Source organism: Pseudomonas sp. NPDC087185 (assembly GCF_044744955.1).
Lineage (GTDB): Bacteria > Pseudomonadota > Gammaproteobacteria > Pseudomonadales > Pseudomonadaceae > Aquipseudomonas.
The window spans coordinates 217,980-244,502 of record NZ_JBIUZK010000002.1 but is presented as its reverse complement, the minus strand read 5'-3'; the positions used below and the strand labels follow the sequence as shown (position 1 = coordinate 244,502).

Here is a 26,523-nt window from a genome sequence, read left to right as displayed (position 1 = left end):
CTGCGCTACGATCGCCACTCCAACCTAGGCGAAATGCCACTAGAGCCCACCCGATGCCAGCCAGCCCCTCTGCCCCCAGCCCTCTGTTGCTCGCCCTGCGCGAAGGTACCCGTGACTGTCATAAATCCCTCGAAGCACGCCTGCCGTTCTTCAAAACCGACTTCGACATCGCTGCATACCGCCGGCTGATACAGGCTTACTACGGGTTCCACGCGCCGCTCGAAACGCGCCTGGGCGAGTACCAGGAGGCCAGGCGCGCCAAGACGTCGGCGCTGGTTCTGGACCTGCAAGCCCTCGAACTGAGCGCGGCCGACATCGATGCCCTGCCGTTGTGCCAGGCACTGCCGGCCATCAGCAACGAAGCCAGCGCGCTGGGTGTGATGTACGTGCTGGAGGGCTCGACCCTGGGCGGCCAGGTGCTGAAACGGGCAATGGCTGAACGCCTCGGCCTGGGCCCTACCCTCGGCACAGGCTTTTTCGACGTGTACGGCGCACTGACCGGCAACTACTGGCGCATCTTCCTCGACCGGTTGGGCCAGGCATCGTGCGCACCTGCGGCGCAGGCCGCCACGGTGCAGGCTGCCATCGAAACCTTCCAGTGCTTCGAGCACTGGCTCGGCCAACGCAAGGTGCTGGGCTAGCGCGCTCTGGGGGCGCCCGCCTGCCGGCGTTGAGGCCAGCTCAGGCAAACACCTGCAGCAGCCCCCACGCGGGCAACATCAGCACCAGCCCCACTGCCACTTTTGGCCAATAGGGCAACAGCAGCACCAGCACCAGCCCCGCCAACGACATCACCCCGAACCAGGCCACGGGGCCCATGGCCCAACCCCAGGCCTGGGCGCACAACAGCAGGCTGAGCGCCAGGGCAAGCCAACCCGCACCGCGCAGGACACGTCGCCAGGACGCGGGGCAGGCCCTGTTCCAAACGTGCTTGTAATGCCGCTCCAGCCCCTGGCACAGCCCGAGCATCCCGGCGTAGGCGAACAACACGCCACCTGCGAGCAACATCATCATGCTCCTGCCTCCACGCTTCGCGCTGCCCTGCCTTTGAGTGGCGCCGGCACTGCCTGCTGCACGCGCCAAGCCAGCACCCCGAGCAGTACGCCCAGCACCAGCGCGCATGCCACCACACCCTGGCGCAGGCCATCGCTCAGCCCGCCGAACAGCCCAAGGCCGATGCACAGCAGCGCCGTCAGCCCCAACTGCTCGACCCATGCCCGGCGCGCCGGCCTGACCCCCGCATGCAGCAGCGCCAGCAGCCATACGCCAAAGAACGCGCGCACCTCCCAGGCTTCACGCTGCGCCAGTTCGGCCGGCAGCAAACGGCTGGCCCACAGCAAGCCGACGCACGCCAGCAGCAACCCGGCGACGAAACCGATGTTGCACACCTCGGTCAGCCGGTACCAACGCCGCGCCGACGCGTCTGCGCTGGCAGTGGCGTACTTGCGCCCGCGCTTGACGCAGAACAGCACCAGGCCGCTGGCGATCATCACGCAACTGACCACCCCGCAGACGAAGTACAGCCAGCGCATCGGGTAACCGCCGAACTGGGCGAAATGCAGGCCGACCATCACCCGCTGGGTCAAGGGTGCCGCGCGCCACTCGGTCACATCACTGAGCAGTTGGCCGCTGACACCGTCAAAGACCATCGCCTGCCCCTTGGACAGCGCGATGCGGTTGCCCAGCACGGGGCGGATCTCGATGCGAGCCCCGGCGGTGTTGGGGTTGCGAATATTGAAGCCGGCGATCGGCCCCAGCGCCGCCTCGGCCTGCGCCAGCAGCGGCACCACATCGACCAGTTCGCCCGGCTGCTTGGCCAGGCCACGCGGCTGCTCCATACGGGCGTTGCCCTGGGCCTGGAAGTAGGCGCGGCTGTCGCCGGCAAACAGTGCGTCGACACCCGCCGGGATGTAGATGAGCATGAAGATCACCAGGCCGGTGTAGGTGATCATCAGGTGAAACGGCAGCAACAGCACCGCACTGGCGTTGTGCAAGTCCAGCCAGGAACGCTGGCCCTTGTTCGGCCGGAAGGTGAAGAGCTCCTTGAAGATCTTCTTGTGGATGACGATGCCGGTGACCAGCGCCGCGAGCATCACCAGTGCCAGCGCACCGACCACGAAGATGCCCCAGTTGCGCGGCAGGTCGAGGGTGAAGTGGAAACGGAAGAAGAAATTGCCGCCCACACTGTCACGCACCTCGATGGCCTCGCCACTGTGCGGGTCGAGCTGCACCCCGCCGCCATGACGCCGTTCAGCGGTGGACACGCGCAGCCCGGGCGAACGCTCGGTGGGCAGGCTGACCCCCCAGTTGCCGGCCTGCGCTTCATGGGTTTGCAGGTAGCTGATGGCACGCCGCGCGGCATCGGCCTGGGACACCTCGCTGGCCGGGATTTCCGGCTGCATCCAGTGGTTGAGCTCCTTGTCGAACACCGCCAGGGTACCGGTGACGAAGATGGCGAACAGCAGCCAGCCGAAGATCAGCCCACCCCAGGTGTGCAGCCAGGCCATCGATTGGGTGAAGGTGTTCTTCATGCCAACCACTCCAGTGCCTGGGGCCAGAAGCCGATCAATGCCAACGGCGCGGCTACTGCCAGTAGCGCCCAGGCGCGCAACGCGTCACGGCTGGCGAAGGCCCAGAGGATCGCGGCGGTATAGAAGATGAAGGCTGGCAGGGTCGCGACGATGACGGCATCGGCGGGTGCCAGCGGCAGCAGCCGCGCCAGGCAGGCGCTGGCGGCGTAGGTCAGCGCGTAGCCGCCGAGCAGTGCGGCGCCGCTGCGCGAGAGGATCTGCAACCAGGCGGGGGCTTTGTTCATCGGGAATTCCTCGGTGATCAATCTGAGGGCTGCTGTACAGCCCATTCCTCAGAAGGAAATATTCAGCGAAGCAAATACCGCCCTACCCGGCTGGTTATAGGTGTTGGCCCCCGAACTGCTGGCATTGCCACCGCGCAGGATCTGCTTGTCGAACACGTTGTTCACACCCACCCGCACGTCATAGTTGGCGTTGAACGTGTACCCGGCGCTCACGTCCACCAGCCCGTAGGCTTCAACGTCTTCCTGCGCCTCGACGTCATAGTTTTCCTGGGTGCGGTAGTTGTAGGTCGGCGACTTCTGCTTACCGTAATAGGTGCCCGCCACCTGGAACGACAGCTTGTCGGTGGCGCGCCAGTCCAGGGTGCTGTTGACCGTGTACTCCGGGATTACCGACAGCGGCTCGCCCGTCTCGCGGTTGTCGTTGTCGAGCATCCAGGTCAGGTTGGTGTTCCAGTCCAGCGTGGGGGTCAGCTCGACGAAGAAGTTGCCCTCGATACCCTCCACGCGTGCCTCGCCGGCGTTTTCCCACTGGGTCACGCGGCGACCGCTGTTGATGGTGTAGAGCACATCGGTATCACCGATGATCTTGTTCTTGTAATCGTTGCGGAAGTAGGTCGCACTGGTGCGCCAGGTGCCACGGTCGTACAGCAGGCCGATCTCCTTGTTGACGCTGATCTCCGGCTTGAGGTCGGCGTTGCCCTGCAGGTAGCAGCCACCCGAGTTGGCCTGCTGCACGCTGCAACCGTTGCCGCGGCTGTAGAGCAGGTAGTTGGGGTTGGACTGGTACAGGTTGGGCACTTTGTAGGCACGGGCGATACCGCCCTTGACGGTCAGCGCGTCGGTGAGCTTGTGCGACAGGTTGAGGCTTGGGCTGAAGTTGTCGCCGAAGGTTTCGTGGTGGTCGAAGCGCAGGCCCGGGGTGACCGTGGTGTCGCCCAGGATGATGTTGTCCTCGACGAACAGCGCATAGCTTTTGGCGGTCATCTTCGAATTGCTGCGGTCGAAGCCGCTGATCACATCGCTGCCACCGCCGCTGGGGTCGAAGCTCTGCGGGCGGAACGAGCCTTGGTCGTTGAGCGACTCGTACAGGTATTCACCCCCCAGGGTCAGCACGTGTTCGCTGCTGCCCATGGCGAACGGCAGGTTCACTTCGCTGCTCAGGCGCGTGTTGCGCAGCCGCGACACGGCCGCACCGCTGTCGTTGATCGCACCTTCCGGGCCACCGGCCAGGCCTTCGTTGAGGCGCCAGTTGCGCACGTACTCATAGGCCAGGCTGGTCTTGCTGGTACCCCAGCCGAAGTCGCCCAGGTGGGTCAGGTCGTAGGTATTGCGCTGCATGACGTTGGTTTCGTGGCCATACAGGCTGTTGATCAGCTCAAGGTTGCCGCCGCCGTTGCTGTTCATGGTGTCGCCGGCGTAGATGTTGCCTTGGCGGCTGTAGCCGGCGCTGGCTTCGAGGCGGTGCTCGTCGTTGAGCTTCCAGCTCAGCAGGCCGTTGATGTCCTTGTTGCGCACGCCCTCACGGCCGGCGACCAGCGCGCTGTTGGCGTGGTCGGCGTTGATGTCGAGGTCGTCGGCATCGGTCTTGGCCAGGCCGCCGTAAAGGCGCACACCGAGGTTGTCGGTGAGCCCGCCGCTGAGGTTGAAGTTGGCGCGGCGGCTGACACCCTCGGCGCTGTCTTCGGGCATTTGCGTGTAAAGGTTGAGGTTGCCCTTGAACTGCTCGGTGGGGCGCTTGGTGATGATATTGACCACCCCGCCCATGGCGCCCGAACCATAGCGCGCCGCAGCCGGGCCGCGCAGGATCTCGATGCGCTCGACCGCCTCGGCCGGCACCCAGTTGGTCTCGCCACGGGTATCGCGGTCGCCGTTCCAGCCGTAGCGCACGGCATTACGTGCGCTGGACGGCTTGCCGTCAATGAGGATCAGGGTGTTTTCCGGCCCCATGCCGCGCAGGTCGATCTGCCGGTTGTTGCCACGCGCGCCGCTGGCGCTGTTGCCGGTCAGGTTGACCCCTGGCTCGCGGCGGATGATGTCGGACAAGTCGTTGGCCGGCGGGCGGCGCTTGATGTCCGCTTCGGTGATGATCGATGAGCCCAGCGCCTGGCGGGCCTCGCGCTCTGCAGTCACCAACGTGTCCTGGATCACCAGGGCGTTATCGGCGGCCGGCACTTCCAGCACCTCACCGGCGCGCTGCTCCTCTGCTTCGGCTGCGGTCGCCATCATGGCCGGCGACGCCAGCGCGACGAACGCCAGGGCCAGGCTGTTGGGTGAGGTTCTGCACTGCATCGACACATCTCCTGCTATCGGTAAGCGAAAGGGCACATCCCTGCCAGGAAGCCGGGGGCCCACGCCCACCGGCCTCGCAAACACTGCTTTGGGGGCCAACAGGGGTGGTAAATATAGTGATTCTCAAATGGGTTTATATCTTATTTACGAAACTTACATGTTTGTAACGGAACTTTTCCGGCACGCGGGCGACCCGTGTACAGTCGCACCTGCCCTCTTTCCTGCTTCGAGACAGCGTCTTCATGCTCCCAGCCGCGTTGATATTCCTGTTCACCCTGACCTTGGTCATCTGGCAACCCAAAGGCCTCGGCGTTGGCTGGAGCGCCACCCTCGGCGCCGTGCTGGCCCTGCTGTTCGGGGTGGTGTCGCTGCACGATATCCCCGCGGTGTGGGCAATCATCTGGAACGCCACCGCCACCTTCATCGCGCTGATCATCATCAGCCTGCTGCTGGATGAAGCAGGCTTCTACGAGTGGGCGGCGTTGCACGTGGCCCGCTGGGCACGGGGTGACGGGCGCCGCCTGTTCGCCTTCATGGTGCTGCTGGGCGCGGCGGTGTCGGCGCTGTTCGCCAATGACGGCGCGGCGCTGATCCTCACCCCGATCGTCATGTCGATGCTGCTGGCGTTGCGCTTCTCCCCGGCGGCGACCCTGGCCTTCGTCATGGGCGCGGGCTTCATCGCCGACACCGCCAGCTTGCCGCTGGTGGTGTCGAACCTGGTGAATATCGTCTCGGCGGATTACTTCAAGCTAGGGTTCAACGCCTACGCTGCGGTCATGGTGCCGGTGAACCTGGTAGCAGTGGCAGCCACGCTGCTGGTGCTGTGGCTGTATTTTCGCCGCGACATCCCCCGGCGCTACGCCACCGATGAGCTCAAGCTGCCGGCCATGGCGGTGCGTGACCGGGCGACCTTTCGTGTCGGCTGGGTGGTGCTGCTGGCGTTGCTGGCCAGCCTGTTCGTGCTCGAGCCCATGGGCATCCCGGTCAGTGCCGTGGCCGCCGCCTGCGCGGCGGCGCTGTTCGCCGTCGCCGCCCGTGGCCACGTGATCTCCACCCGCCGTGTGGTGCGCGAGGCGCCGTGGCAGATCGTGGTGTTCTCGCTGGGGATGTACCTGGTGGTCTACGGCTTGCGCAACGCCGGCCTTACCGACTCGCTCGTCACCGTGCTCAACTGGCTGGCCGGGCACGGGCTGTGGGCCGCCTCGCTGGGTACCGGGCTCATTGCCGCGCTGCTGTCGTCGGTGATGAACAACCTGCCCAGCGTGTTGATCGGCGCGTTGTCGATCCATGCCAGCGAAGCGCAGGGCGTGGTGCGCGAGGCGATGATCTATGCCAACGTCATTGGCTGCGACCTGGGGCCGAAGATCACCCCGATCGGCAGCCTGGCCACGTTGTTGTGGCTGCATGTGCTGGCGCGCAAAGGGGTGACCATCGGCTGGGGGTATTACTTCAAGGTCGGGGTGCTGTTGACGGTGCCGGTGTTGCTGGTGACCTTGGCGGCGTTGGCGGTGCGGTTGAGTTTCTGACATCGCCGGTGGCCCCTGTGGGCGCCCTTTCTGTGCCGGTGATGGGCGTCAAAGCAGCTGCGGCCAGTCTCACAGATTCACCCGCCACAGCCCAGCCATCTGCGTCGTATACCCCGCACTCATCAACGCCCGCCGCATCGCCCAATCCCCCGCCGCCGGCACCGCTGCGCTGCGCAACGTGCCCCTACCCCACCGCGCGTTCACCCCGTCGATCACGCCCATCACCCGCTCCGCCTGCTGCGTTTGCGCGGGCGTGAACAGGTCGCCGGTGAACTCGCCGCGCTGGCACAGGTCGAGCAGCAGCACCTCAGCCTTGCTGTAGCGAAACCCCAGGCGATACACCCGCTCCACCGCCTCCAGCGCCATGCGGGTGAGCAGCCGCACGTCATCGGTGGGGTATGGCAGTTGCACCACCACGCCATTGGCGTAACGGGGCTCGTCGGGGTTGAACATGCCGGTGCGGATGCTCACCCGCATCCGTCGCGCCAGCGAGCGTTGCTGGCGCAGCTTCTCGGTGGCGCGCATCACGTAGGTGGCCAGCGCTTCCTTGATCGGTGCCAGCTCGGTCAGGCGCATGCCGAACATGCGGCTGCAGCAGATTTCCTGGCGCGGCGGGTCGATGTCCTGCAATTGCAGGCAGGGGGTGCCAGCCAGCTCGCGGGCGGTCTTTTCCACCACCACGCTGAACGTCTTGCGCAGCAGGCCAGGGTCGGCGCGGGACAGGTCCCAAGCCGTGCGGATATTCATACCCTGCAGGTGTGCAGTGAGGCGTTTGCCGATGCCCCACACCTCGGACACATCGCACTTCTTCAGCACCCACTCACGATGCGACGCGTTGCGCAGGTCGACCACCCAACCGCTTTGCACGGCCCAGCGTTTGGCCGCGTGGTTGGCCAGTTTGGCCAGGGTCTTGGTGCCAGCGATGCCGACACCGACGGGAATGCCGGTGTGCTTGAGCACCCGCTCGCGGATGCAACGGCCAAGGTAATCGAGATCGCCCGGCATGCCGGACAGGTCGGCAAAGGCTTCGTCGATGGAGTACACCTCCACGGCCGGGACCATGCCTTCGATCACCGTCATCACCCGCTGGCTCATGTCGCCGTACAGCGCGTAGTTGGACGAAAAGGCCAGCACGCCATGCTCGCGCAGCAGGTCCTTCACCTGGTAGTAGGGCTGGCCCATCTTCACCAGCGGCTTGGCCTCGGCACTGCGGGCGATGATGCAGCCGTCGTTGTTGCTGAGCACGACGATGGGCGTGCGCAGCAGGTCGGGCCGGAACACGCGCTCGCAGCTGGCGTAAAAACTGTTGCAGTCGATCAGGGCAAAAACAGGTAGCGGGTTCATCGGGCGGCATCACGAATACTGTATTTATATACAGTTAACCATGCCGATTCGCAGTTGCCCCCATCCGCTCATCCGATTTGCATCCTGCGCCCAGGCTCCTACAGTTTCGAACGTGACCGCACTGCCGAGGCCCACGATGCGCAGCGTCGAGAAAACCCAGCACCTGGCCACCGCCAAGGCCTTGCCGAAGATCCCGCGCAGTGTCTGGGCGCTGGGTTTCGTGTCGATGTTCATGGACATTTCATCGGAGATGATCCACGCCCTGCTGCCGCTGTACATGGTCACCGTGCTCGGCACTTCGGTGGTGGCGGTGGGTGTCATCGAAGGCATCGCCGAGGCCACCGCGTCGATCACCAAGGTATTTTCCGGCGCACTCAGCGACCGCCTGGGCAAGCGCAAGCTACTGACGGTGCTGGGCTATGGCCTGGGCGCGCTGACCAAGCCGGTGTTCCCCCTGGCCTCGGGGCTGGACTGGCTTATTGGCGCGCGTTTCGTCGACCGTATCGGCAAGGGCATCCGCGGGGCGCCGCGGGATGCACTGGTGGCCGACGTGACCCCGCCCGAGTTGCGCGGCGCGGCATTTGGCCTGCGCCAGGCGCTGGACACCGTCGGCGCCTTCCTCGGGCCATTGCTGGCGATTGTGCTGATGTGGCTGACGGCGAGCCATTTCCAGACGGTGTTCTGGGTGGCGGTGATCCCGGCGTTTGTCGCCGTGTACATCCTCGTGGCCTTCGTTCGCGAACCTGAGGCCCCACCTGCAGCGCGCCCCGTGCGCGCACCGCTGGCGTTGCACGAACTGGCCCGCCTGGGCCAGGCGTACTGGCGGCTGATCGGCCTGGCCATGGTTTTTACCCTGGCCCGCTTCAGCGAGGCCTTTTTGCTGCTACGTGCCCAGGACATGGGCCTGGCACCGTTGTGGGCACCAGCAGTGCTGGTGCTGATGGCGCTGGCCTATTCGCTGTCGGCCTACCCCGCCGGTGCGCTGTCGGACCGCGTGGGCCGGCGCGGCGTGCTGATGATGGGGCTTGGGCTGCTGATCACCGCCGACCTGCTGCTGGCACTGATGCCGGGCTGGCCCGGCCTGGCGCTGGGGGTGGCGGCCTGGGGGCTGCACCTGGGCTTCACCCAGGGCATCTTTGCTGCGCTGATCGCCGACAGTGCACCGGCCAACCTGCGCGGCACCGCCTTCGGCCTGTTCAACCTGCTGACCGGGATGGCGCTGCTGGTTGCCAGTGTGATGGCCGGGCTGTTGTGGGATGGGGTCGGGTTTGAGGCCACCTTCCTGGTGGGTGCCGGCTTTGCGGTCGCGACGTTGGCGGGGGTTGCAGCATCATGAGTGCGGGTCGTGGCTGCGCACACTGAAGGTCACCACACCCCAGATCGTCAGCTCGTCACCCTCCATGATGTAGCGTGGCGCAAAGCGCGGGTTTTCCGAACGCAGCACCACCTGGCTGCCGATGCGCTGCAACCGCTTGCAGAGCGGCTCGCCGTTGACCGCGGCGATCACGATATGGCCATGGCGCGCCTCGATCGAGCGGTCGACCAGCACCAGGTCACCGTCGAAGATGCCGGCGCCCTGCATGCTGTCGCCGTCTATCCTGACCAGATACATGTGCGGCGCACGCAGGTTGAACAGCTCGTCCAGCGAGATGGGTTGCTCCATATGGTCTGCCGCCGGCGACGGGAAGCCCGCCGGCACGCGAAACAGATAGCGTGGCAGCGCAGTGCTGCCGCAGGTGATCGGACCCAGGATGGAAGTCATGTCACGGCCTTGAAATAAACTGTATTTATATACAGTAAACGCTGTGCCGGGTAGCCGGTCAATTTCGCCGTAGGACATTTCGACAAGTGGGGGTACATGCCATGTGCGGACGCTTCGCCCAGTACCAGGGCCTGGCCGATTACCTGCGTGAACTGGACGCCGAGCAGGATGTGATCAGTGGCTACGACAACCTGCCCATCGGCCGTTACAACGTGGCGCCCGGCAGCCGTGTATTGATCCTGCACAACGCTGCCGACGGGCTGCGCATCGCCCCCTGCCACTGGGGCTGGGCGCCGTTTTGGGCCACCGGCAAACGGCCGGCGCCGATCAATGCGCGGGTCGAGACGGTGACCACCGGCAAGTTCTTCAAGGCCCTGTGGCCGCAAGGGCGTGCGCTGGTAATGGCCGATGGTTGGTACGAGTGGGTGAGCGACCCGCAGGACCCCAAACGCAAGCAGCCCTACTTCATCCGCCTGAAAAGCCGGGCACCGATGTTCATGGCCGCACTGGCCGAGGTGCATGCCGGGCTGGAGCCGAACGAGGGGGACGGGTTCGTGATCATCACCGCCGCAAGTGACGCAGGGATGGTCGATATCCATGACCGTCGGCCGCTGGTGCTGGGGCCGGCGGATGCGCGGGTGTGGATCGACACCGAGGTGCCTGCCGAAGAAGCCGAGCGGCTGGCACGGGAGCGGTGCTTGCCGGTGGAGGCGTTTGAATGGTTTGCGGTGGGCAAGGACGTGGGGAATGTGCGCAATGAGGGGGCGGAGTTGATCGTGATGCAACCCTGAAGGTGTCTCGGCTGCACTGGCCTCTTCGCGGGCAAGCCGGCGAAGAGGCCGGTGCAGGCACCCTAGGCCTGCAGCTCAACCTCCGGCTTTTGCTCCAGCAACGACCAGCCACCCTGCCCGTCCACTTCCAGCCGATGGGTATGGAACGCGGCCAAGGTGCTGCGGTGGCCGACACTCACCAGCAATGTCTGCGGCATTTCGTTGCGCAACAGCGCATACAGCGCATGCTCCAGTCCTTCGTCCATCGCCGAGGTGGACTCGTCGAGGAACACCACCTGTGGCCGGTTGAACAGCACCCGGGCAAAGGCCAGCCGCTGCTGCTCGCCCACCGACAGGATATGCGACCAGTCACAGCTGACCGCCAGGCGCTCGGCCAGGTGGGCCAGGTTGACCTGGCGCAGCGCCTGCTGCATGCGCGCCTCGTCCTCGGGCGTGCTGTCTGCCGGGTAGGCGATAGCGGTACGCAGGTCGCCCAGGGGCAGGTACGGGCGCTGCGAGAGGAACAGCGCCTGGGTGCCGGTCGGCCGCCTGACCTCGCCCTCTGCATACGGCCACAAGCCCGCCAGGGCCCGCAGCAAGGTGGTCTTGCCGCTGCCTGAAGGGCCTTTGATCAGCAGCGCCTGGCCCGCGTGCAGGCGCAGGGCGAGGCCGGCGATCAGCGCATGGCCATCGGGCCGCATCACCTGCAGGCCAGCGATGTCCAGCCCTTGCGCCTGCTGGTGGGTGCTGACCCGTGGCAGCGTGCTGGCCTGCTGGTTGGCATCGAGAAAGCCGGTCAGACGGTCGAGGGTGGCGCGGTACTGGGCAAAGGTGTCGTAGGACTCACGGAAGAACGACAGCGAATCCTGTACCTGGCCAAAGGCTTGGGAGGTCTGCATGACATCACCGAGCTTGATCGCGCCACTGAAGAACCGCGGCGCCTGGAGGATGAACGGGAACACCACGGCCACCTGGCTGACGCCCAGGTTGAAGCCGCTGAACTTGAGGTTCCGGAACACCAGCGCCCAGACGTTGACGATCAGCGCGCCGAAGCGGCCCAGCAACGTGCCCCGCTCCACCTGCGCGCCTTGGTAGAACGCAATGTTTTCGGCATTTTCACGCAGGCGCATCAACGCATAACGGAAGTTGGCGGTGAGTTTTTCGTTGAGGAAGTTCAGGCGGATCAACGGGCGCCCGAGGCGGAAGGCGATCCAGGTGGCGATCAGCACATACACGTACACGGCAAACACCATTGCCCGGGGGATCTCCACGCCCGCCACCGCCAGTGGCGCCGACAGGCCCCAGAGAATACTGGTGAAGGCCACCAGCGACACCAGCGCGCTGACCGCCCCTAGCGCCAGCGACACCGAGTTGGTGACGAATGCGTTGACGTCCAGTTCGATACGTTGGTCCGGGTTGTCCACCGGCTCGGCGAGGAATTGCCCACGGTAGTAGGCATCGCCATGCATCCAGTCGCCGGTCATGCGTTCGGTCAGCCAGACCCGCCACTGGATGCTGAAGGCCTGGGTCACATAGAAGGTAAACAGTGAGCGCAGTACGTGAATGGTCGCCAGCACCGCAAACACCCCGAGCAGGTACCAGAAGGCGGCCTGGTCGAGCGCTTGCAGGGCGCTGTAGAAGCCGTTGTACCAGAACGAGAACAGCACGTTCATGCGTACCGAGAACAGCGTCAGCACCAGCAGCACGGCGAACACCAGCAACGGGCGCCAACTGCGTTTGAAGGTGAAATAAGGGCCGGCGAGCTGCCAGAACTGGCTGCCCCAACGCGTGTAACGCACGGCCAGTGTGGCGGCGGCGGTGAAGCCGATCAGCGTAATGAACGAGGCGATTGCAAGCCAGCTCAGGCTCTCTTGCAGGGCCTGGTGCCAGTTCATGTCCATGGTGGGTATCCGTGACGAGTGTTTCCGCGAGCGTAGCATTGCGGCGGGATTCGCCTGGCATTCATGACGGACATTTCATCTTGTCAGTGCTGGCCTTTCGCGGGGCGAGCCCGCGAAGAGGCCGGTGCAGACGTGCGCTAAGCCAAGGCCTCCACCACCTTGGGGTCCAACCCTTCCCCTGCATGGGCCTCGGCCCACTCCCCCAGCTGCCGCCGCATGGCCGGGGTCCAGAAGCTGTGCAAATGCTGGCGCACCCCGTTCACCGCCAGGGCATGGTCCGGCTCGCTGTCGAAGTAGTGGGCAATCTGGTTGGCCATCTTGATCAGGTTGTCGCTGCTCATCGGCGCACCTCGGCTTTCTCCGGTTTTTCGGCCGCGCGGCGCTCCTTGAGCAGGCGGCGCTGTTCGTCACTGAAGTCCTGGTAGCGCTTCTGCCACTCCGACGGGTGGAAGACCTTCACCACTTCCACCGCCGTAACCTTGTACTCAGGGCAGTTGGTGGCCCAGTCGGAGTTGTCGGTGGTGATCACGTTGGCGCCGGACTCGGGGAAGTGGAAGGTGGTGTAGACCACCCCAGGTGCCACGCGGCCACTGACCTTGGCGCGCAGCACCGTCTGCCCGGCGCGGCTGCCGATGCCGACCCAGTCGCCATCACGGATGCCACGGCTTTCGGCGTCGCTCGGGTGCAGTTCGAGGCGGTCGGCGTCATGCCAGGCGGTGTTGCGGGTGCGTCGGGTCTGGGCGCCAACGTTGTACTGGCTGAGGATGCGCCCGGTGGTCAGCAGCAGCGGGTAGCGGCTGCTGACCTTCTCGTCGGTGGGCACGTAACCGGTGAGCATGAAGCGGCCCTTGCCGCGCACGAACTGGTCGATGTGCAGGGTCGGCGTGCCATCGGGCGCGGCGTCGTTGCACGGCCACTGCAGGCTGCCGTGGCGGTCGATCTCGGCGTAGCTGACGCGGTGGAAGCTCGGCGTCAGGCGGGCGATTTCGTCCATGATTTCGGAGGGGTGGCGGTAGCTCATCGGGTAGCCCAGGGCGTTGGCCAGGGCCACGGTCGCTTCCCAATCGGCCTTGCCGGCCAGCGGCTGCATGACCTTGCGTACCCGCGAGATACGGCGTTCGGCGTTGGTGAAGGTGCCGTCCTTCTCAAGGAACGAGCTGCCCGGCAGGAACACATGGGCGAACTTGGCCGTCTCGTTGAGGAAGATGTCCTGCACCACCACGCATTCCATGGCCCGCAACGCGGCGGTGACATGCTGGGTGTTGGGGTCGCTCTGGGCGATGTCTTCGCCCTGGCAGTACAGCGCCTTGAAGCTGCCGTCCAGCGCGGCTTCGAACATATTGGGGATGCGCAGGCCAGGATCAGGCTGCAGGGTTACCCCCCACGCCTGCTCGAACTCGGCCCGCACGCCTTCGTTGGAAATATGCCGGTAGCCCGGCAGTTCGTGCGGGAACGAGCCCATGTCGCACGATCCCTGCACGTTGTTCTGCCCGCGCAGCGGATTCACCCCGACCCCTTCACGGCCGATATTGCCGGTGGCCATGGCCAGGTTGGCGATGCCCATCACCGCCGTGCTGCCCTGGCTGTGCTCGGTCACCCCCAGGCCGTAATAGATCGCTGCGTTGCCGCCGGTGGCATACAGCCGGGCAGCGGCGCGGATCTGCTCGGCGGGCACGCCGCACAAGGGCCCGAGTTGTTCTGGGGCGTTTTCCGGCAGGCTGACGAAATCGTGCCAGCGGGCGAAGTCCTCGGTTTCACAGCGGGCGTCGATGAAGCGCTGGGCCAGCAGGCCCTCGCTGACGATCACATGGGCCAATGCGTTGAGCATGGCCACGTTGGTGCCGGGACGCAGCTGCAGGTGCAGGTCGGCACGGGCGTGCGGCGAATCGACCAGGTCGATGCGCCGGGGGTCGATGACGATCAACCGCGCGCCCTGGCGCAGACGGCGCTTGAGCTGCGAACCGAACACAGGGTGGGCGTCGGTGGGGTTGGCGCCGATCACCAGGACCACGTCTGCCTGCATCACCGAATCGAAACTCTGGGTGCCGGCCGACTCGCCGAGGGTCTGCTTGAGGCCGTAGCCAGTGGGCGAATGGCACACCCGCGCGCAGGTATCCACGTTGTTGTTGCCGAAGGCCGTGCGCACCAGTTTTTGCACCAGGTAGGCTTCTTCGTTGGTGCAGCGGCTGGAGGTGATGCCACCAATCGAGTCACGCCCATGCGTGAGCTGGATGCGGCGGAACTCGCTGGCCGCGTAGGTAACGGCCTCGTCCCAGCTGACCTCCTGCCACGGGTCTTCGAGGCGTTTGCGGATCATCGGTTTGGTGATGCGGTCCGGGTGGGTGGCATAGCCCCAGGCGAAGCGGCCCTTGACGCAGGCGTGGCCGTGGTTGGCGCCGCCGTTCTTGTCCGGGACCATGCGTACCAGCTGGTCGCCCTTCATCTCGGCGCGGAACGAACAACCGACGCCGCAGTAGGCGCAGGTGGTGATCACCGCGCGCTCGGGCTGGCCAATCTGCACCAGGCTTTTTTCGGTCAAGGTCGCGGTTGGGCAGGCCTGTACGCAGGCACCGCACGACACGCATTCCGAGCTGAGGAAATCGTCCCCCCCGGCAGCGGCTACCCGCGACTCGAAACCGCGCCCGGTGATGGTCAGGGCGAAAGTGCCCTGGATGTCTTCGCAGGCGCGCACGCAGCGGCTGCAGACGATGCACTTGCTGGGTTCGTAGTCGAAGTACGGGTTGGACACGTCCTTCTTCTCGGCCAGGTGGTTGGCGCCATCATAGCCGTAGCGCACCTCGCGCAGGCCGACCTGGCCGGCGACGGTCTGCAGCTCGCAGTTGCCGTTGGCCGAGCAGGTCAGGCAGTCGAGCGGGTGGTCGGAGATGTACAACTCCATCACGTTGCGGCGCAGGTCGGCCAAGCGTGGCGTTTGCGTGCGCACCACCATGCCTTCGCTGACCGGCGTGGTGCACGAGGCCGGGTAGCCGCGCATGCCGTCGATCTCGACCATGCACATGCGGCACGAGCCGAACGCTTCCAGGCTGTCGCTGGCGCAGAGTTTGGGGATGTTGGTGCCAAGCATGGCGGCGGCGCGCATCACCGAGGTGCCAGCCGGCACGCTGATGCTGCGGCCGTCGATGTCGAGGTTGACCTGCACATCGCTGTGGCGTTCCGGGGTGCCAAGATCCGTCTCGGGGTCGAAATAATTGATCACTGCGCAGCCTCCGTGGTGGTCAGCCCGAAATCGGCGGGGAAGTACTTGAGGGCGCTGGCCACCGGGTAGGCGGTCATGCCGCCCATGGCGCACAGCGAACCGTACTGCAGGGTGTCGCACAGGTCGCGCAGTAGCAGGGCCTGGTCGTGGCGTTCGCTGAAATCACGGGTGGCGATCAGGCGGTCGACTACCTCCATGCCGCGGGTGGAGCCGATGCGGCAAGGGGTGCACTTGCCGCAGGATTCTTCAGCGCAGAACTGCAACGCAAAGCGCGCCATGTTGGCCATGTTCAGGGTGTCATCGGCCACCACCACGCCGCCGTGGCCCAGCATCGCGCCCATGGCGGCGAAGGCCTCGTAGTCCAGCGGAGTGTCGAAATGGCTGGGCGGTACCCAGGCGCCAAGCGGGCCACCGACCTGCGCGGCTTTTAGCGGCCGGCCGCTGGCGGTGCCGCCGCCGTAGGTTTCAACCAGCTCGCGCAAGGTCAGGCCGAAGGCGCGCTCCACCAGGCCACCGTGGCGGATGTTGCCGGCCAGCTGGAAGGGCATGGTGCCCAGTGAGCGGCCCATGCCGAAATCGCGGTAGAACGCGGCGCCCTTGGCCAGGATGGTGGGCACCGAGGCCAGGGTGAGCACGTTGTGCACCAGCGTCGGCAGGCCGAACAGCCCCTGCAACGCAGGCAGCGGCGGCTTGGCGCGGACGATGCCGCGTTTGCCTTCGATGGACTCGAGCAGCGCGGTTTCCTCACCGCAGATATAGGCGCCAGCGCCGACACGGACCTCCAGGTCGAAGGCGAGGCCGCTGCCCGCCACGTCGGTACCGAGATAGCCGGCATCGCGGACGATGGCGAAGGCTTGATCGAGCACACGGATCGCGTCGGGGTATTCCGAGCGCACGTAGATGTAGCCCTTGTCGGCGCCCACGGCGAGGCCGGCGATGATCATGCCTTCTATCAGCAGGAACGGGTCGCCTTCCATCAGCATGCGGTCGGCAAACGTCCCCGAGTCGCCTTCGTCGGCGTTGCACACCACGTACTTCTGCCCGGCCCCAGCGTCGCGCACGGTGCGCCACTTGATGCCCGCCGGGAACGCCGCGCCGCCGCGCCCGCGCAGGCCGGAATCGAGCACAGCGGCAACCACTTCCGCACCGCCCAGCGCGACAGCACTTTCGAGGCCTTTGAAGCCGCCGTGAGCACGATAATCCTCCAGCGAAAGCGGTCGCGTGACCCCCGCGCGGGCGAACAGCAGGCGCTGCTGGGTATTCAGATAAGGGATTGCCTCCACAGGCCCCAGCGCCAGCGAGTGGCCGCCGGGCTGCCCGGTCAACGCGTCCAGCAATGAAGGCGCATCTTCAGCGGTGACCGGGCCGTAGCCCTGGCGGCCTTCCGTCGTTTCACACTCCACCAGTGGTTCAAGCCAGTACAGGCCACGCGCGCTGGTGCGCTGGATATCCAGCGGCAACTGGCGGCGGTCGGCCTCGCGCTGCAGGGCCTCGGCAACCTGGTCGGCACCCACGGCGCGGGCCACCGAATCGCAGGGGATGAACAACTTCAGCATGCTGTGTCCTCCAGGCAACCGTTCACCAGCGACCGTAGCCGCTCGGGGGTGAGGCGCGCATGCACCTGGCCATCCAGCTCCAGCGCCGGCGAACAGGCGCAGGCGCCCAGGCAGTACACCGGGCGCAGGCTGATGGCGCCGTCGGCGCTGGTGCCGTGGTCGTCCAGCGCCAGCTGTTCACGCAGCTGCGCGGCCAGGGCTTCGCTGCCACGGCTCTGGCATGACTCGGCGCGGCACAGGCGCAGGGTGTGCCGGGCGGGCGGCGAGGTACGGAAGTCGTGGTAGAAGCTGATCACACCGCGCACCTCGGCCAGGCTGAGGTTGAGCGCACGGGCGATGTCGGCGACGGCGGCATCGGGGATGAAACCGATGGCTTCCTGGAGGGCATGAAGGATCGGCAACAGCGCGCCCTGGGTGCCCTGGTGCTGGCTCAGGATGCGCTGGATAACGGGCAGGTGGAGGAATTCATCAGGCATACAGCGGACCTCGGCATCACGGCCCCCGCCTGTTGTTATCAGTGGGCAGGTAACCGGCGTGTTCTGCTGCGGCACACCGCCCACGTCACGGTGGCGGGGTTGTCGGTGGCCTCCTTGCCGATGGCCGCGCGTCTGCGCGCACTGGGCTCATGGGCATCCCACAAGCATGGCACTTGTGGCGCCGAAGGGATGCGCGCGAGCGACCAGGCGCATCCTGAAACCGACCAGAGGGCCGCTCAGCCCAGCACCACATGCGGCAGGAAACGCGAACTGTCCTTGGTGATCAACGAATCGTCTTCACGAATGCCAATCCCCGAAGCCTTGTCGCCAATCACCCACGAACCAATCAGTGTGTAACTGTCAGCGAACTTCGGCAAAGGTGCGAAACCCTGCAGGATATAGGGCGCATCGTTGTAGGGCCCATCTTCGAAGACCCGTAGGCCACCCTCGGTACGGATATCCACGTTGGCGCCCTCACGGGAGAAGTACGGCTTGCGTACCCAGCCTCTGGGTACTGGGGCCTGCGGGTTGTGGTCGACAACAGCCGGCAGCAGGTTCGGGTGCCCTTCGAACCACTCCCACAACAACGGCAGGATGCCTTTGTTGGAAATCAGCGCTTTCCAGGGCGGTTCGAAGAACTGCGTGTCGCAGCTGGCAATCGCCTGACCGAACGCCTCATGGAAGATGTGCTCCCAGGCATGCAGCTTGAACAGGCGCTGGATGGGCTGGCCCTGCAGGTCGACGAACCGGCCGTTGTCGCTCAGGCCTATGTCTTCGAGGTCGATATGCCGCGTACGGACCCCCGCATGCTCGGCCATCCTGCGCAAAAAGTCTGTGGTGCCACGGTCCTCCAGCGAGCCCGAGATGGTCGAAAAATAGAACGCGCCCTGCCCCGGCACTGCGGCAAATGCCTGCACCAGGTCTTCGGCCAGGGTGTTGAACTGGCTGGCGTCTGCAGGCAGCAGCCCACGCGCCATCTGCTCCTCCAGCCAGATCAACTGGAAGGCTGCGGCCTCGTACAGCGAGGTTGGCGTGTCGTAATTGGCTTCGATGAGTTTTGCCGGCCCAGTGCCGTCATAGCTGAAGTCGAAGCGACCGTACAGGTGCGGCTGCGCCTGCTTCCATGACCGGCGCACCAGGTCGAAGAAGGCCGGCGGGATGGCCAGGCGAGTCATCAACGCTTCGCTGTCGACAATGCGCCCGACCGCTTCCAGGCACATCGCGTGCAGCGCTTCGGTCGGCGCCTGCAGGTCGCGAACGACCTGGGCTTCGCTGAATTGGTAATATCCGCGCTCGTCCCAGTAACGTTCGCCGTCGATGGTGTGAAAGGCGAAACCCTCACGCTCGGCGGTCGCGCGCCAGTCTGGGCGCTCCGCCAGCTCGACCTTGCGCATGCTCAACCTCCAAAAAAGCTGCCAGACCTGCCGCCCCAGCCGCTGCGGGCCGTCGCCTGGCTGCCAAAACCACCGCGGGTGATCGATGCCGACGAGGCTGGGCGAGGCTCCTTGCGGCTCCAGCTGCCGCCGCCACCGCCACCGCCGGACGAACTTCCACTGCTGCCTTGCTCATCCTCTTTGGCACGCTGGATTCCACCCAACGCCCCAGTGCGCGGCCCAAGGCCCGCCCCACTGCGGTTGGCATACAAGGGCTGTGCGCGAAAACGACGGTCGCTGTTGCGGGCCATCTGCCCCAGCAGGATCCCGGCTACCGCTGCGCTGGCAACATGCCCATAGCCCCCGCCCTGCGCGTAGCCGGCGTCAAGTTGTGACTGGGTCACCTCAGCGGCGCTTTCCAGCTCGAACCCGTTCATGCGCGGTATGAAGCGCCCACCGACGGTGGCCTGGCAGTTGCCCGCACCGAACTGCGCCTCGCACTCGCTCTGGAACGCAAACGTGGGCGTCAGGCGTTGATACTCGCCCTGCGCCTGCTGGTAGGCATCGGCGCAGACAGCGCTTGGCACGTTGTCACCTACACAGGCAGCAACGGTGTCGTATTTGACCTTCTGGCTGACCGTATACAGTTCTTCCTGCGGGCCGCACGCCGACAGCGCCAGCGGTAGAGAGCCCGCCAGCACCAGTTTCAGGGAGCTGCGTTTCATTGACGATTTCATCGAAACCTCACGCTCAAACCGATGGGGTCATGCAGGCCGAGTTGAGAAAGCCCACGCTGATCGCCACGCTGGCGGCGTAGATGGCAGCGGCCAGCTCGCCCTGGGCAATGCGCTGGGACAGCCCACGCAACACGATGCTGGTCAGGCCGAAGGCGATCAGCTGCACCACGGCTGCAATTACCACCCAGGCGACGAAGTCGAGCACGCTGACGCTGTAGGCGATGATATTGCTGGCCGGCAGGGAGAAACCGATCAGCGAGCCCCCCAGAGCAATGGCCGCCGCCGGGTTGTTTTCACGGATCAGGGCGAACTCGCGGTGTGGCGTGAGGCGGGTGTAGATGAACTGGAACAGCCAGAACAGCAGCAGCGCCACGCTGATATAGAGGATAAAGCCGGTCACCGCCGAAGCATTGAGTGACAGGCGCAGAGCGTCGAGCATGGAGAGGTCCTTGTCAGGTTACGTGAAAGTCCGTGGGAAACAGGGTGACACCCAGCGAGGTGGTGAAGGTGAGCGCACCTTGTTCATCCTCCTCGACCGAGAGCAGCAGGAATTCGCGACGATCAGGCAGGCCGGTGTCGCGGGCATAGAGCATCGACAGGTGCTGGATGCCATAGCGAGTCTCTGGGCTGGCAACCGCTTCATGGAGCGGCACCCACTCGGCCTGCCCTTGTTCGCCGCCCCATTGGCGTGAATAGAGGTAACCATCGTGCTCGAGGATCGGCATACCGACCCTGGTGGCGCTACCAACGAAGCGTTGCAAGTGGGCTTCATCTTCAACCGGCACGGCGCTGTGGTAGCCGAACAACACGATATCGCCCGGCTCGGTGCCCTTCATCAGCACCTGCAACCAGTAGTCTTCGTTATCCAGGTAGAAGCGCAGCAGGCATACCGCCTGGCCGAGGTCCACCTCGCCGATGGCCCAGACCGTTTCCGCGCCGGGCACCTGAAGCGTCGAACAGCCTTCGAGGAGCGGCTTCAAGGCCTGGGCAGGCGTAAAAGTACTACCACTGCACAGGCCGAATGGCGGGCAGGACGGGTGTAGAGGCGACATTGGCACTCCCTTGGGTCGCGGCTTTCCTTGCTGGGGGCGCCACCTTACCGGGATCCGCTTCCAGGGCCAATGCTGAGGGTGCGGCTTTAACGGAGATTCAGAAAAAGACTACTCGCCAGGGCGTTACTCTGCCCGCTCGACCTGGCCGGGGCGCGGGTGCTGATGATCGGCCGCAAGCGCCAGCGCGAACAGGCTGAAGCAATGACTGCAGTCGCCGCCAAGTAAAGCCACACGCGCTACATGACGATGCCCACTTCCCCTCGTAAATGTGGGCATCGTCTTTTTAACGGCACAATCTCGCTCAGCTGTTTTCTCTACGCGGAACAGTAACTTCCCTTCAATCACACCACCCAAGCAGCGAGCCGAGCCCGCGGTGACACTCATTTGCCGACGCTTTCTGGGAATTCCTTGTCCACTTTCAATCCTCTTGATCTGCTTCGGCTGAACGGGCCTCTTCGCGGGTTTACCCGCGAAGGCGGCCGCACAGACGATGAAGCTGCCCGACAGAGCCTCAGTGCAACGTGCACACCGGTCGCCTGCCCTTCAATTTGAGGTGGGCAATCGCCGACTCCAGCAACGTGCGCACCGCCTCCATTTCGTGCATCACGGTCATGGTCATGATCGTGGCGGGCGACCTGTGTAAGGTGGTGATCGCCTGGTGAGCCACGGCCAGACCGCAAAGGACGTATTCGGTGGCTTCGATCACTACAAGCCAGAGGAAAAATCTGATTCATCGTATGTAGGAAGCCGCCAAAGTCCCTATCCCGGTAAAGAACGGTTAAGAATTCTTACATATTCTGTTCACGCTATTTTCACACCACCCCCACTAGCGTCACGGCCTCTCCGGCAGCCCGTCCATTTGGCTGCTGCCATGGTTTACGAGGCACACGTGGCAAACACCGCATCCCCCTCCATGCCAAAACGCGTGGACTGGGCCAGCCTGGGCTGGCTCCTGCTGTTTTTCTGGTATTTCTCCGGCGTCACCCAGGCGCTGTTGCTGTTCAGCGGCACCACCGGTTTTGCCGGTTTTCGCAATGCCGTGTTCCTCAGCACCCTGTGGCTGGTGCCAGTGCTGCTGTGGCCGCGCGCCACCCGCGCCACCGCCGCCGTCATCGGCCTGGTGCTGTGGGCCGCCTCGCTGGTCGGCCTGAGCTATTTCGGCATCTATGGCCAGGAGTTCTCGCAAAGCGTGATCTTCGTGATGTTCGAATCGAACACCGCCGAAGCAGGCGAGTACTTCAGCCAGTACTTCAATGTCTGGCTGATGCTCGGGCTGCTGCTATACACCGCGGGCGCCGTGCTGCTGTGGAAGCGTATACGCCCGGTGGCCCTGCCCCTGCGCAGCCGCCTGCCGGTCGCCGTGCTGTTGCTGGCCGCCAACCTGGTCCTGCCGTTCTACAAGCAGATGGTCACCCAGGAACGCAACTTCGCCGACGCGGCAGAAAAGGTCCAGCAACGCATGGAGCCTGCAGTGCCCTGGCAACTGGTGGTCGGCTACCAGCAATACCGCCAGCAACTGGACAACATGCAGGCCCTGCTGGCCCAGAACGCCTCGCTGCCCCCCCTGCAAAACCTGCAGGACACCAGCGGTGACGCACCGCGCACCTTGGTGTTGGTGCTGGGGGAGTCCACTACCCGCGAGCACATGCATCTGTACGGCTACAACCGCGACACCACACCCAACCTCGACGCCCTGGCCGCCCGCGACAAAAGCCTGACCGTGTTCCACAACGTGGTGTCGCCACGCCCGTATACCATCGAGGTGATGCAGCAGATCCTCACCTTCGGCGACGAGCAGAACCCGGACCGCTTCCTCACCGACCCGTCGCTGATCAACCTGATGAAACAGGCGGGCTACAAGACCTTCTGGATCACCAACCAGCAGACCATGACCAAACGCAACACCATGCTGACCACCTTCTCGCAGCAGACCGATGCGCCGGTGTACCTGAACAACCAGCGCAGCCAGAACGCCAGCCAGTACGACGACGTGGTACTGGCGCCGTTCGAAAAGGCCCTGCAGGACCCGGCACAAAAGAAGCTGATCATCGTGCACCTGCTGGGCACGCACATGGATTACCGCTACCGCTACCCGGACACCTATCAGCACTTCACGGATCGCCAGGGTGTCCCGGCTGCGCTGAATGACGACCAGGCCAACACCTACAACTTCTACGACAACGCAGTGCGCTACAACGACTACGTGGTGTCGAGCCTGATCAAGCGCTACTCGGCGACCACGCCGAACGGCTTCCTGCTGTACCTGTCCGACCATGGCGAAGACGTGTACAGCTCCGGCAAGCACGACCGCCTGGGCCGCAACGAAGGTGCCCCGACCCGGCCGATGTACACCATCCCGTTCCTGCTGTGGACCTCACCCAGCTGGCAAGCCGCCCACCCGCGCGACCTGCAGGCCATGGCCAACCGGCCTTACAGCAGCTCGCACCTGATCCATACATTGTCGGACCTGGCCGGGCTGAGTTATGACCGCTACGAGCCAGCGAAAAGCCTGGTGAACCCGCAGTTCGTGGTGGCACCGAGATGGATTGGCGACCCGTACCGCAAGGACGGGCTGCATGAGTTTGATCTGCTGCCGATGGACAAGGCTGCGCGGGTGCAGGAGACCGCAGAGATCAAGGCTCAGCCAGTCAAACATTGAAGCCGTCAGCGCCTGCTCAATGCCAGGCGCGCGGCGAACAGGACGAAGACCAGGCCTGTCGCCCGGTCCATCCACTGGATGACCTTCTCACGGCGCAACACACCCCCCAGCGACTGGGTTGCGCCGATCAGGATGACCGACCAGAGCAAACCCAGCGCCACGTGAATACTGACCAGGCCGAATGTCCAGGCCATCAGGGGTTCGCCCTGCGGGATGAACTGCGGCAGGAAAGAGACGTAGAAGATCCCAACCTTTGGGTTCAGCAGGTTGCCCAGCATGCCCTTCAGGAACCAATTGGCTTGCGGCCGGGTGTCCGTTTTGACTGTTCCCAGCGACTGCCGCGGCCGCAGCAGCATGTTCACGCCGATCCATGCCAGGTACGCCGCACCGCAGTACTTCAGGACGTCGTAGGCCAGTGTCGAGACGGCAATCAATGCCCCCAGGCCGAAGGCAACTGCTGCGCCCCACAGCAGGCAACCAGCATTGATGCCCAACGCAGCGCGCACCCCTTGCTTGCGGCCCTCTACGGTGGATGTACGCAAGATCAGCGCGGTATCGAGGCCTGGGGTCAGGGTCAACAACGTGGCGGCGAGGGTGAAAGCTATCAGGTTGTCAGCGATGGACATGGATGTCAGGGCCCGCAGGTGAGGTGTGCGAAGGTTAGCATGGGCATGGTGCGCCAGATATCAGCGGCGCGGACGTGGGGCATGGTGCGCCAGATATCAGCGGCGCGGACGTGGGGCCTGCTCGCTTGCGAGTCGACTAAAGCAGCACGCAGGGTATGTACTCATATCCGAATTTTGCTTAAGAAAAATCTAAGCAATGATCCCCAATGCCCATGCAACTGGTCATTTCTCATTCACCTCTACATGGGCACACCGGCTTGGCACTGATGTGTTTTCGAGTGGCAATAGCTTTTTGCCATGCCACCCATCCAATCCCTGTCAGCAACTAGCGGACGCGCTTCGCGCCAGCAGGTATGATGCCGCCCAAAATTTGCACTACCAGGAGCTTCACCCAACAATGACGTCGCTATCACACGCCAAGCTGGCGGACGCCGCTACGCTACAAAACGTACAGAACTATAGGCCGGACATCGATGGGCTGCGCGCCATTGCCGTCCTGGCGGTGATCCTCTACCACTTCAAAGTCCCCTTTTTCACAGGCGGCTTCGTCGGCGTCGACGTCTTCTTCGTCATCAGTGGCTACCTGATCACCAAGGGCATCTTGAGTCAGCAGGGGAAAGGCCGCTTTGACTTCGCTGACTTTTACACCCGCCGGGTCCGGCGCCTGATACCTGCGCTTTTGGCAACGATCATCGCCTCATTCGTCGCCGCAGCCTTTTTGTTTTCCCCGGAAGACTTCAAGCAAATGTCAGGGTCAACGGTCTACGCGCTGGCCGGAATATCCAACCTCTTCTTCTGGATGCAGAGCGGATACTTTGACACTGCGTCAACCGTGAAACCACTCCTGCACACATGGTCACTCAGTGTAGAGATTCAGTTCTATATCCTGTGGCCAGTTCTATTGGTAGGGATCACCCGGGTCACAAAGAACCTGCTGGCAGCAACCTCGGCAATCTTCATTGCCGGGGCCTCTGCCGCATACTTCTTCCTGCAGCAGGATGCATCGGGAGCATTTTTCCTGACGCCCTTCCGAATTCATGAGTTCCTGCTTGGCGCCCTGGTGGTGTTGGTGGAGCGGAACAAGGTAAACACAGCGCTGAAGGAAGCGGCATACCTGGCAGGTCTGGCGCTGGTCATCGCGCCTATCTTCCTCTATAGCAGCGATGCCACGCTCTTCCCCGGGCTGGCCGCACTGGTTCCTGTAACAGGTGCAGCCCTGATGATCTTCGCAGGCGGCAGTGCCAAGACCGCCTGGCCATGCCGATCCTGGGCGGCAACCAAGCTCGGAGAGATTAGCTACTCCCTGTACCTGGTGCACTGGCCGATCTTCGTCTTCGTCAGCTATGCAATGGCCACCGAGGGCGGGGCCCTACTTACAGTTGGCTTGCTGGTTTCTACCTTGGCATTGGCCATCGCGCTCTACTCCCGCATCGAGAAGCCATTGCGCAACAAGGCTAACTCCAGGCTGACCGGAACCGGATTCTCCTTGGCGACAATGGCATGCGCATCATCGATCATCGTGGTTGCAGCCAGCAGTTGGGGGCAAGATGGCTGGGAGTGGCGCGTGCCTGAGGCCATCAGAAACATCAGCCCACTCGATAAAGCTGCAGCTGACAAGTATGTGTGGAACCTTCATCAGCAGCTGAATAAAAAGAGGTTCGACAAAACGTCCTCCAAGCCCAAGCTGCTAATAATCGGTGATTCCCAGGCCGGGGATCTGACCAACATCCTTAATGAATCAGGTTACCTGAACAACTTCGACGTCATTTCGCGAATCGTTTCAAGCCAATGTGCAACACCCTACGTGAACAAGCTCCAGGAGGAGCAATATTTCACCAAATACAATGTACTGACAATGCGCGAACCCAGATACGTCAATATATGCAAGGATTACCTTGACCGAGTATTGAACGACGGCTCAATCCAGCAGGCAGACAAGGTGCTCATTGCATTTTATTGGCGGGACTATGCAGAAAAATATTACACCCACGGCATAGCTGAAATAGCCAGAAGGACGCCTGGACAGGTGTATGTGTTCGCCCGCAAGAACATATCTCTCAGCAGCTCCGAGATAGCAGTTAAGCATGGGCGCATTTCTGGATTGCAAGAATTTGCTGCGTCTTTTGTTGAACCTTCTACCGCCAAGGTCAACGACACGCTCAGAAAACTCCCCAATACAAAATTTATAGACTTGATGAGCATCACCTGCCCCACGAAAGCGAAATGTGTAGTGCTTGACGATAAAAACAACCTGATATTCGCGGACAAAAATCATTTGACTGACAATGGCGCTCGGTACTTTGGAGCTAAGACCGTAGCCCTGATCGAGCAGAAGTAGCTCCGTTGGCCTGGCGCAAGCCAGGCCCCCCCACCAGCGCTTCTCGTGTTGCTTCGGGTAGCGCTGGGTCATGCGCTTTATC

The 26,523-nt window shown here is 63.9% G+C and carries 23 protein-coding genes; 6 read left to right on the top strand and 17 right to left on the bottom strand.

Annotation, left to right across the window (positions count from 1 at the left end; translation table 11 throughout):
* Positions 1-53: 53 nt before the first annotated feature.
* A complete protein-coding gene (locus tag ACIPIJ_RS06390) occupies positions 54-641 on the top strand; it encodes a biliverdin-producing heme oxygenase (RefSeq protein ID WP_401073965.1) in 588 nt (195 codons plus the stop codon).
* Positions 642-681: 40 nt separating this feature from the next.
* Here the strand turns inward: ACIPIJ_RS06390 and ACIPIJ_RS06385 are convergent, their stop codons facing one another.
* From ACIPIJ_RS06385 to ACIPIJ_RS06370, 4 genes are read right to left on the bottom strand one after another with little or no spacing between them, the layout of a single operon-like run.
* Positions 682-1,014: a DUF3325 domain-containing protein gene (locus ACIPIJ_RS06385; RefSeq protein ID WP_401073962.1), complete on the bottom strand. Its 333-nt coding sequence runs from the start codon at positions 1,012-1,014 to the stop codon at positions 682-684.
* The gene (locus tag ACIPIJ_RS06380) at positions 1,011-2,531 is read right to left on the bottom strand and encodes a PepSY-associated TM helix domain-containing protein (protein ID WP_401073959.1); all 1,521 of its coding nucleotides are present in this window, start codon (positions 2,529-2,531) and stop codon (positions 1,011-1,013) included. Before ACIPIJ_RS06380 ends, ACIPIJ_RS06385 begins: the two co-directional genes overlap by 4 nt.
* Entirely contained in the window at positions 2,528-2,815 is a 288-nt protein-coding gene (locus tag ACIPIJ_RS06375; RefSeq protein WP_401073957.1) for an iron transporter, read from the bottom strand. The genes ACIPIJ_RS06380 and ACIPIJ_RS06375 overlap by 4 nt, the downstream gene beginning before the upstream one ends.
* A 48-nt stretch (positions 2,816-2,863) precedes the next feature.
* Positions 2,864-5,104, bottom strand: coding sequence for a TonB-dependent siderophore receptor (locus tag ACIPIJ_RS06370; protein ID WP_401073954.1), 2,241 nt, complete (start codon positions 5,102-5,104; stop codon positions 2,864-2,866).
* A 242-nt stretch (positions 5,105-5,346) separates the two neighbouring features.
* Here ACIPIJ_RS06370 and ACIPIJ_RS06365 point away from each other — a divergent pair, with 242 nt between their 5' ends.
* Complete coding sequence (locus tag ACIPIJ_RS06365) at positions 5,347-6,630, top strand: arsenic transporter (protein WP_401073951.1); 1,284 nt, start codon at positions 5,347-5,349, stop codon at positions 6,628-6,630.
* A gap of 69 nt (positions 6,631-6,699) precedes the next feature.
* On the opposite strand, the gene ACIPIJ_RS06360 is transcribed toward ACIPIJ_RS06365, so the two are convergent.
* Positions 6,700-7,974 (bottom strand): Y-family DNA polymerase, encoded by a 1,275-nt coding sequence (locus ACIPIJ_RS06360; protein WP_401073948.1) that lies wholly within the window; start codon positions 7,972-7,974, stop codon positions 6,700-6,702.
* Between the two features lie 136 nt (positions 7,975-8,110).
* On the opposite strand from ACIPIJ_RS06360, the gene ACIPIJ_RS06355 reads away from it, so the two are divergent.
* Positions 8,111-9,310 carry an MFS transporter gene (locus tag ACIPIJ_RS06355; protein WP_401073945.1) on the top strand — a complete coding sequence of 400 codons (1,200 nt, stop codon included), beginning with the start codon at positions 8,111-8,113 and terminating at the stop codon, positions 9,308-9,310.
* Here ACIPIJ_RS06355 and ACIPIJ_RS06350 read toward each other — a convergent pair.
* Entirely contained in the window at positions 9,305-9,736 is a 432-nt protein-coding gene (locus tag ACIPIJ_RS06350) for a LexA family protein (protein WP_401073942.1), read from the bottom strand. The genes ACIPIJ_RS06355 and ACIPIJ_RS06350 overlap by 6 nt on opposite strands.
* A 101-nt stretch (positions 9,737-9,837) precedes the next feature.
* On the opposite strand from ACIPIJ_RS06350, the gene ACIPIJ_RS06345 reads away from it, so the two are divergent.
* A complete protein-coding gene (locus ACIPIJ_RS06345; RefSeq protein ID WP_401073939.1) occupies positions 9,838-10,527 on the top strand; it encodes an SOS response-associated peptidase family protein in 690 nt (229 codons plus the stop codon).
* Positions 10,528-10,589: 62 nt separating this feature from the next.
* On the opposite strand, the gene ACIPIJ_RS06340 is transcribed toward ACIPIJ_RS06345, so the two are convergent.
* The 10 genes from ACIPIJ_RS06340 to ACIPIJ_RS06295 all read right to left on the bottom strand — a co-directional run bounded on the left by ACIPIJ_RS06340 (position 10,590) and on the right by ACIPIJ_RS06295 (position 21,524).
* Entirely contained in the window at positions 10,590-12,407 is a 1,818-nt protein-coding gene (locus ACIPIJ_RS06340; protein WP_401073936.1) for an ABC transporter ATP-binding protein/permease, read from the bottom strand.
* A 137-nt stretch (positions 12,408-12,544) separates the two neighbouring features.
* Complete coding sequence (locus ACIPIJ_RS06335; protein WP_401073933.1) at positions 12,545-12,748, bottom strand: formate dehydrogenase subunit delta; 204 nt, start codon at positions 12,746-12,748, stop codon at positions 12,545-12,547.
* Entirely contained in the window at positions 12,745-15,624 is a 2,880-nt protein-coding gene (gene fdhF, locus ACIPIJ_RS06330) for a formate dehydrogenase subunit alpha (RefSeq protein WP_401073931.1), read from the bottom strand. Before fdhF ends, ACIPIJ_RS06335 begins: the two co-directional genes overlap by 4 nt.
* Positions 15,621-17,180, bottom strand: coding sequence for a formate dehydrogenase beta subunit (locus ACIPIJ_RS06325; RefSeq protein ID WP_401073929.1), 1,560 nt, complete (start codon positions 17,178-17,180; stop codon positions 15,621-15,623). The genes fdhF and ACIPIJ_RS06325 overlap by 4 nt, the downstream gene beginning before the upstream one ends.
* Positions 17,174-17,656, bottom strand: coding sequence for a formate dehydrogenase subunit gamma (locus ACIPIJ_RS06320; protein WP_401073926.1), 483 nt, complete (start codon positions 17,654-17,656; stop codon positions 17,174-17,176). Before ACIPIJ_RS06320 ends, ACIPIJ_RS06325 begins: the two co-directional genes overlap by 7 nt.
* A 236-nt stretch (positions 17,657-17,892) precedes the next feature.
* Positions 17,893-19,050: a glutathionylspermidine synthase family protein gene (locus tag ACIPIJ_RS06315; RefSeq protein ID WP_401073924.1), complete on the bottom strand. Its 1,158-nt coding sequence runs from the start codon at positions 19,048-19,050 to the stop codon at positions 17,893-17,895.
* Positions 19,051-19,052: 2 nt separating this feature from the next.
* Positions 19,053-19,754: a DUF1190 domain-containing protein gene (locus ACIPIJ_RS06310; RefSeq protein ID WP_401073921.1), complete on the bottom strand. Its 702-nt coding sequence runs from the start codon at positions 19,752-19,754 to the stop codon at positions 19,053-19,055.
* A 25-nt stretch (positions 19,755-19,779) separates the two neighbouring features.
* On the bottom strand, positions 19,780-20,205 hold the full coding sequence (locus ACIPIJ_RS06305; protein WP_401073918.1) for a DUF350 domain-containing protein: 426 nt from the start codon (positions 20,203-20,205) through the stop codon (positions 19,780-19,782).
* A gap of 13 nt (positions 20,206-20,218) precedes the next feature.
* Complete coding sequence (locus ACIPIJ_RS06300; RefSeq protein WP_401073915.1) at positions 20,219-20,818, bottom strand: DUF2491 family protein; 600 nt, start codon at positions 20,816-20,818, stop codon at positions 20,219-20,221.
* Between the two features lie 511 nt (positions 20,819-21,329).
* Entirely contained in the window at positions 21,330-21,524 is a 195-nt protein-coding gene (locus ACIPIJ_RS06295; protein ID WP_401073912.1) for a hypothetical protein, read from the bottom strand.
* 207 nt (positions 21,525-21,731) lie between these two features.
* Between ACIPIJ_RS06295 and ACIPIJ_RS06290 the strand changes: the two genes are divergently transcribed.
* Entirely contained in the window at positions 21,732-23,477 is a 1,746-nt protein-coding gene (locus tag ACIPIJ_RS06290; protein ID WP_401073910.1) for a phosphoethanolamine transferase CptA, read from the top strand.
* A 5-nt stretch (positions 23,478-23,482) separates the two neighbouring features.
* On the opposite strand, the gene ACIPIJ_RS06285 is transcribed toward ACIPIJ_RS06290, so the two are convergent.
* The gene (locus ACIPIJ_RS06285) at positions 23,483-24,103 is read right to left on the bottom strand and encodes a LysE family translocator (protein WP_401073907.1); all 621 of its coding nucleotides are present in this window, start codon (positions 24,101-24,103) and stop codon (positions 23,483-23,485) included.
* A gap of 196 nt (positions 24,104-24,299) precedes the next feature.
* Here ACIPIJ_RS06285 and ACIPIJ_RS06280 point away from each other — a divergent pair, with 196 nt between their 5' ends.
* Complete coding sequence (locus ACIPIJ_RS06280; RefSeq protein WP_401073904.1) at positions 24,300-26,441, top strand: acyltransferase family protein; 2,142 nt, start codon at positions 24,300-24,302, stop codon at positions 26,439-26,441.
* Positions 26,442-26,523: the final 82 nt, after the last annotated feature.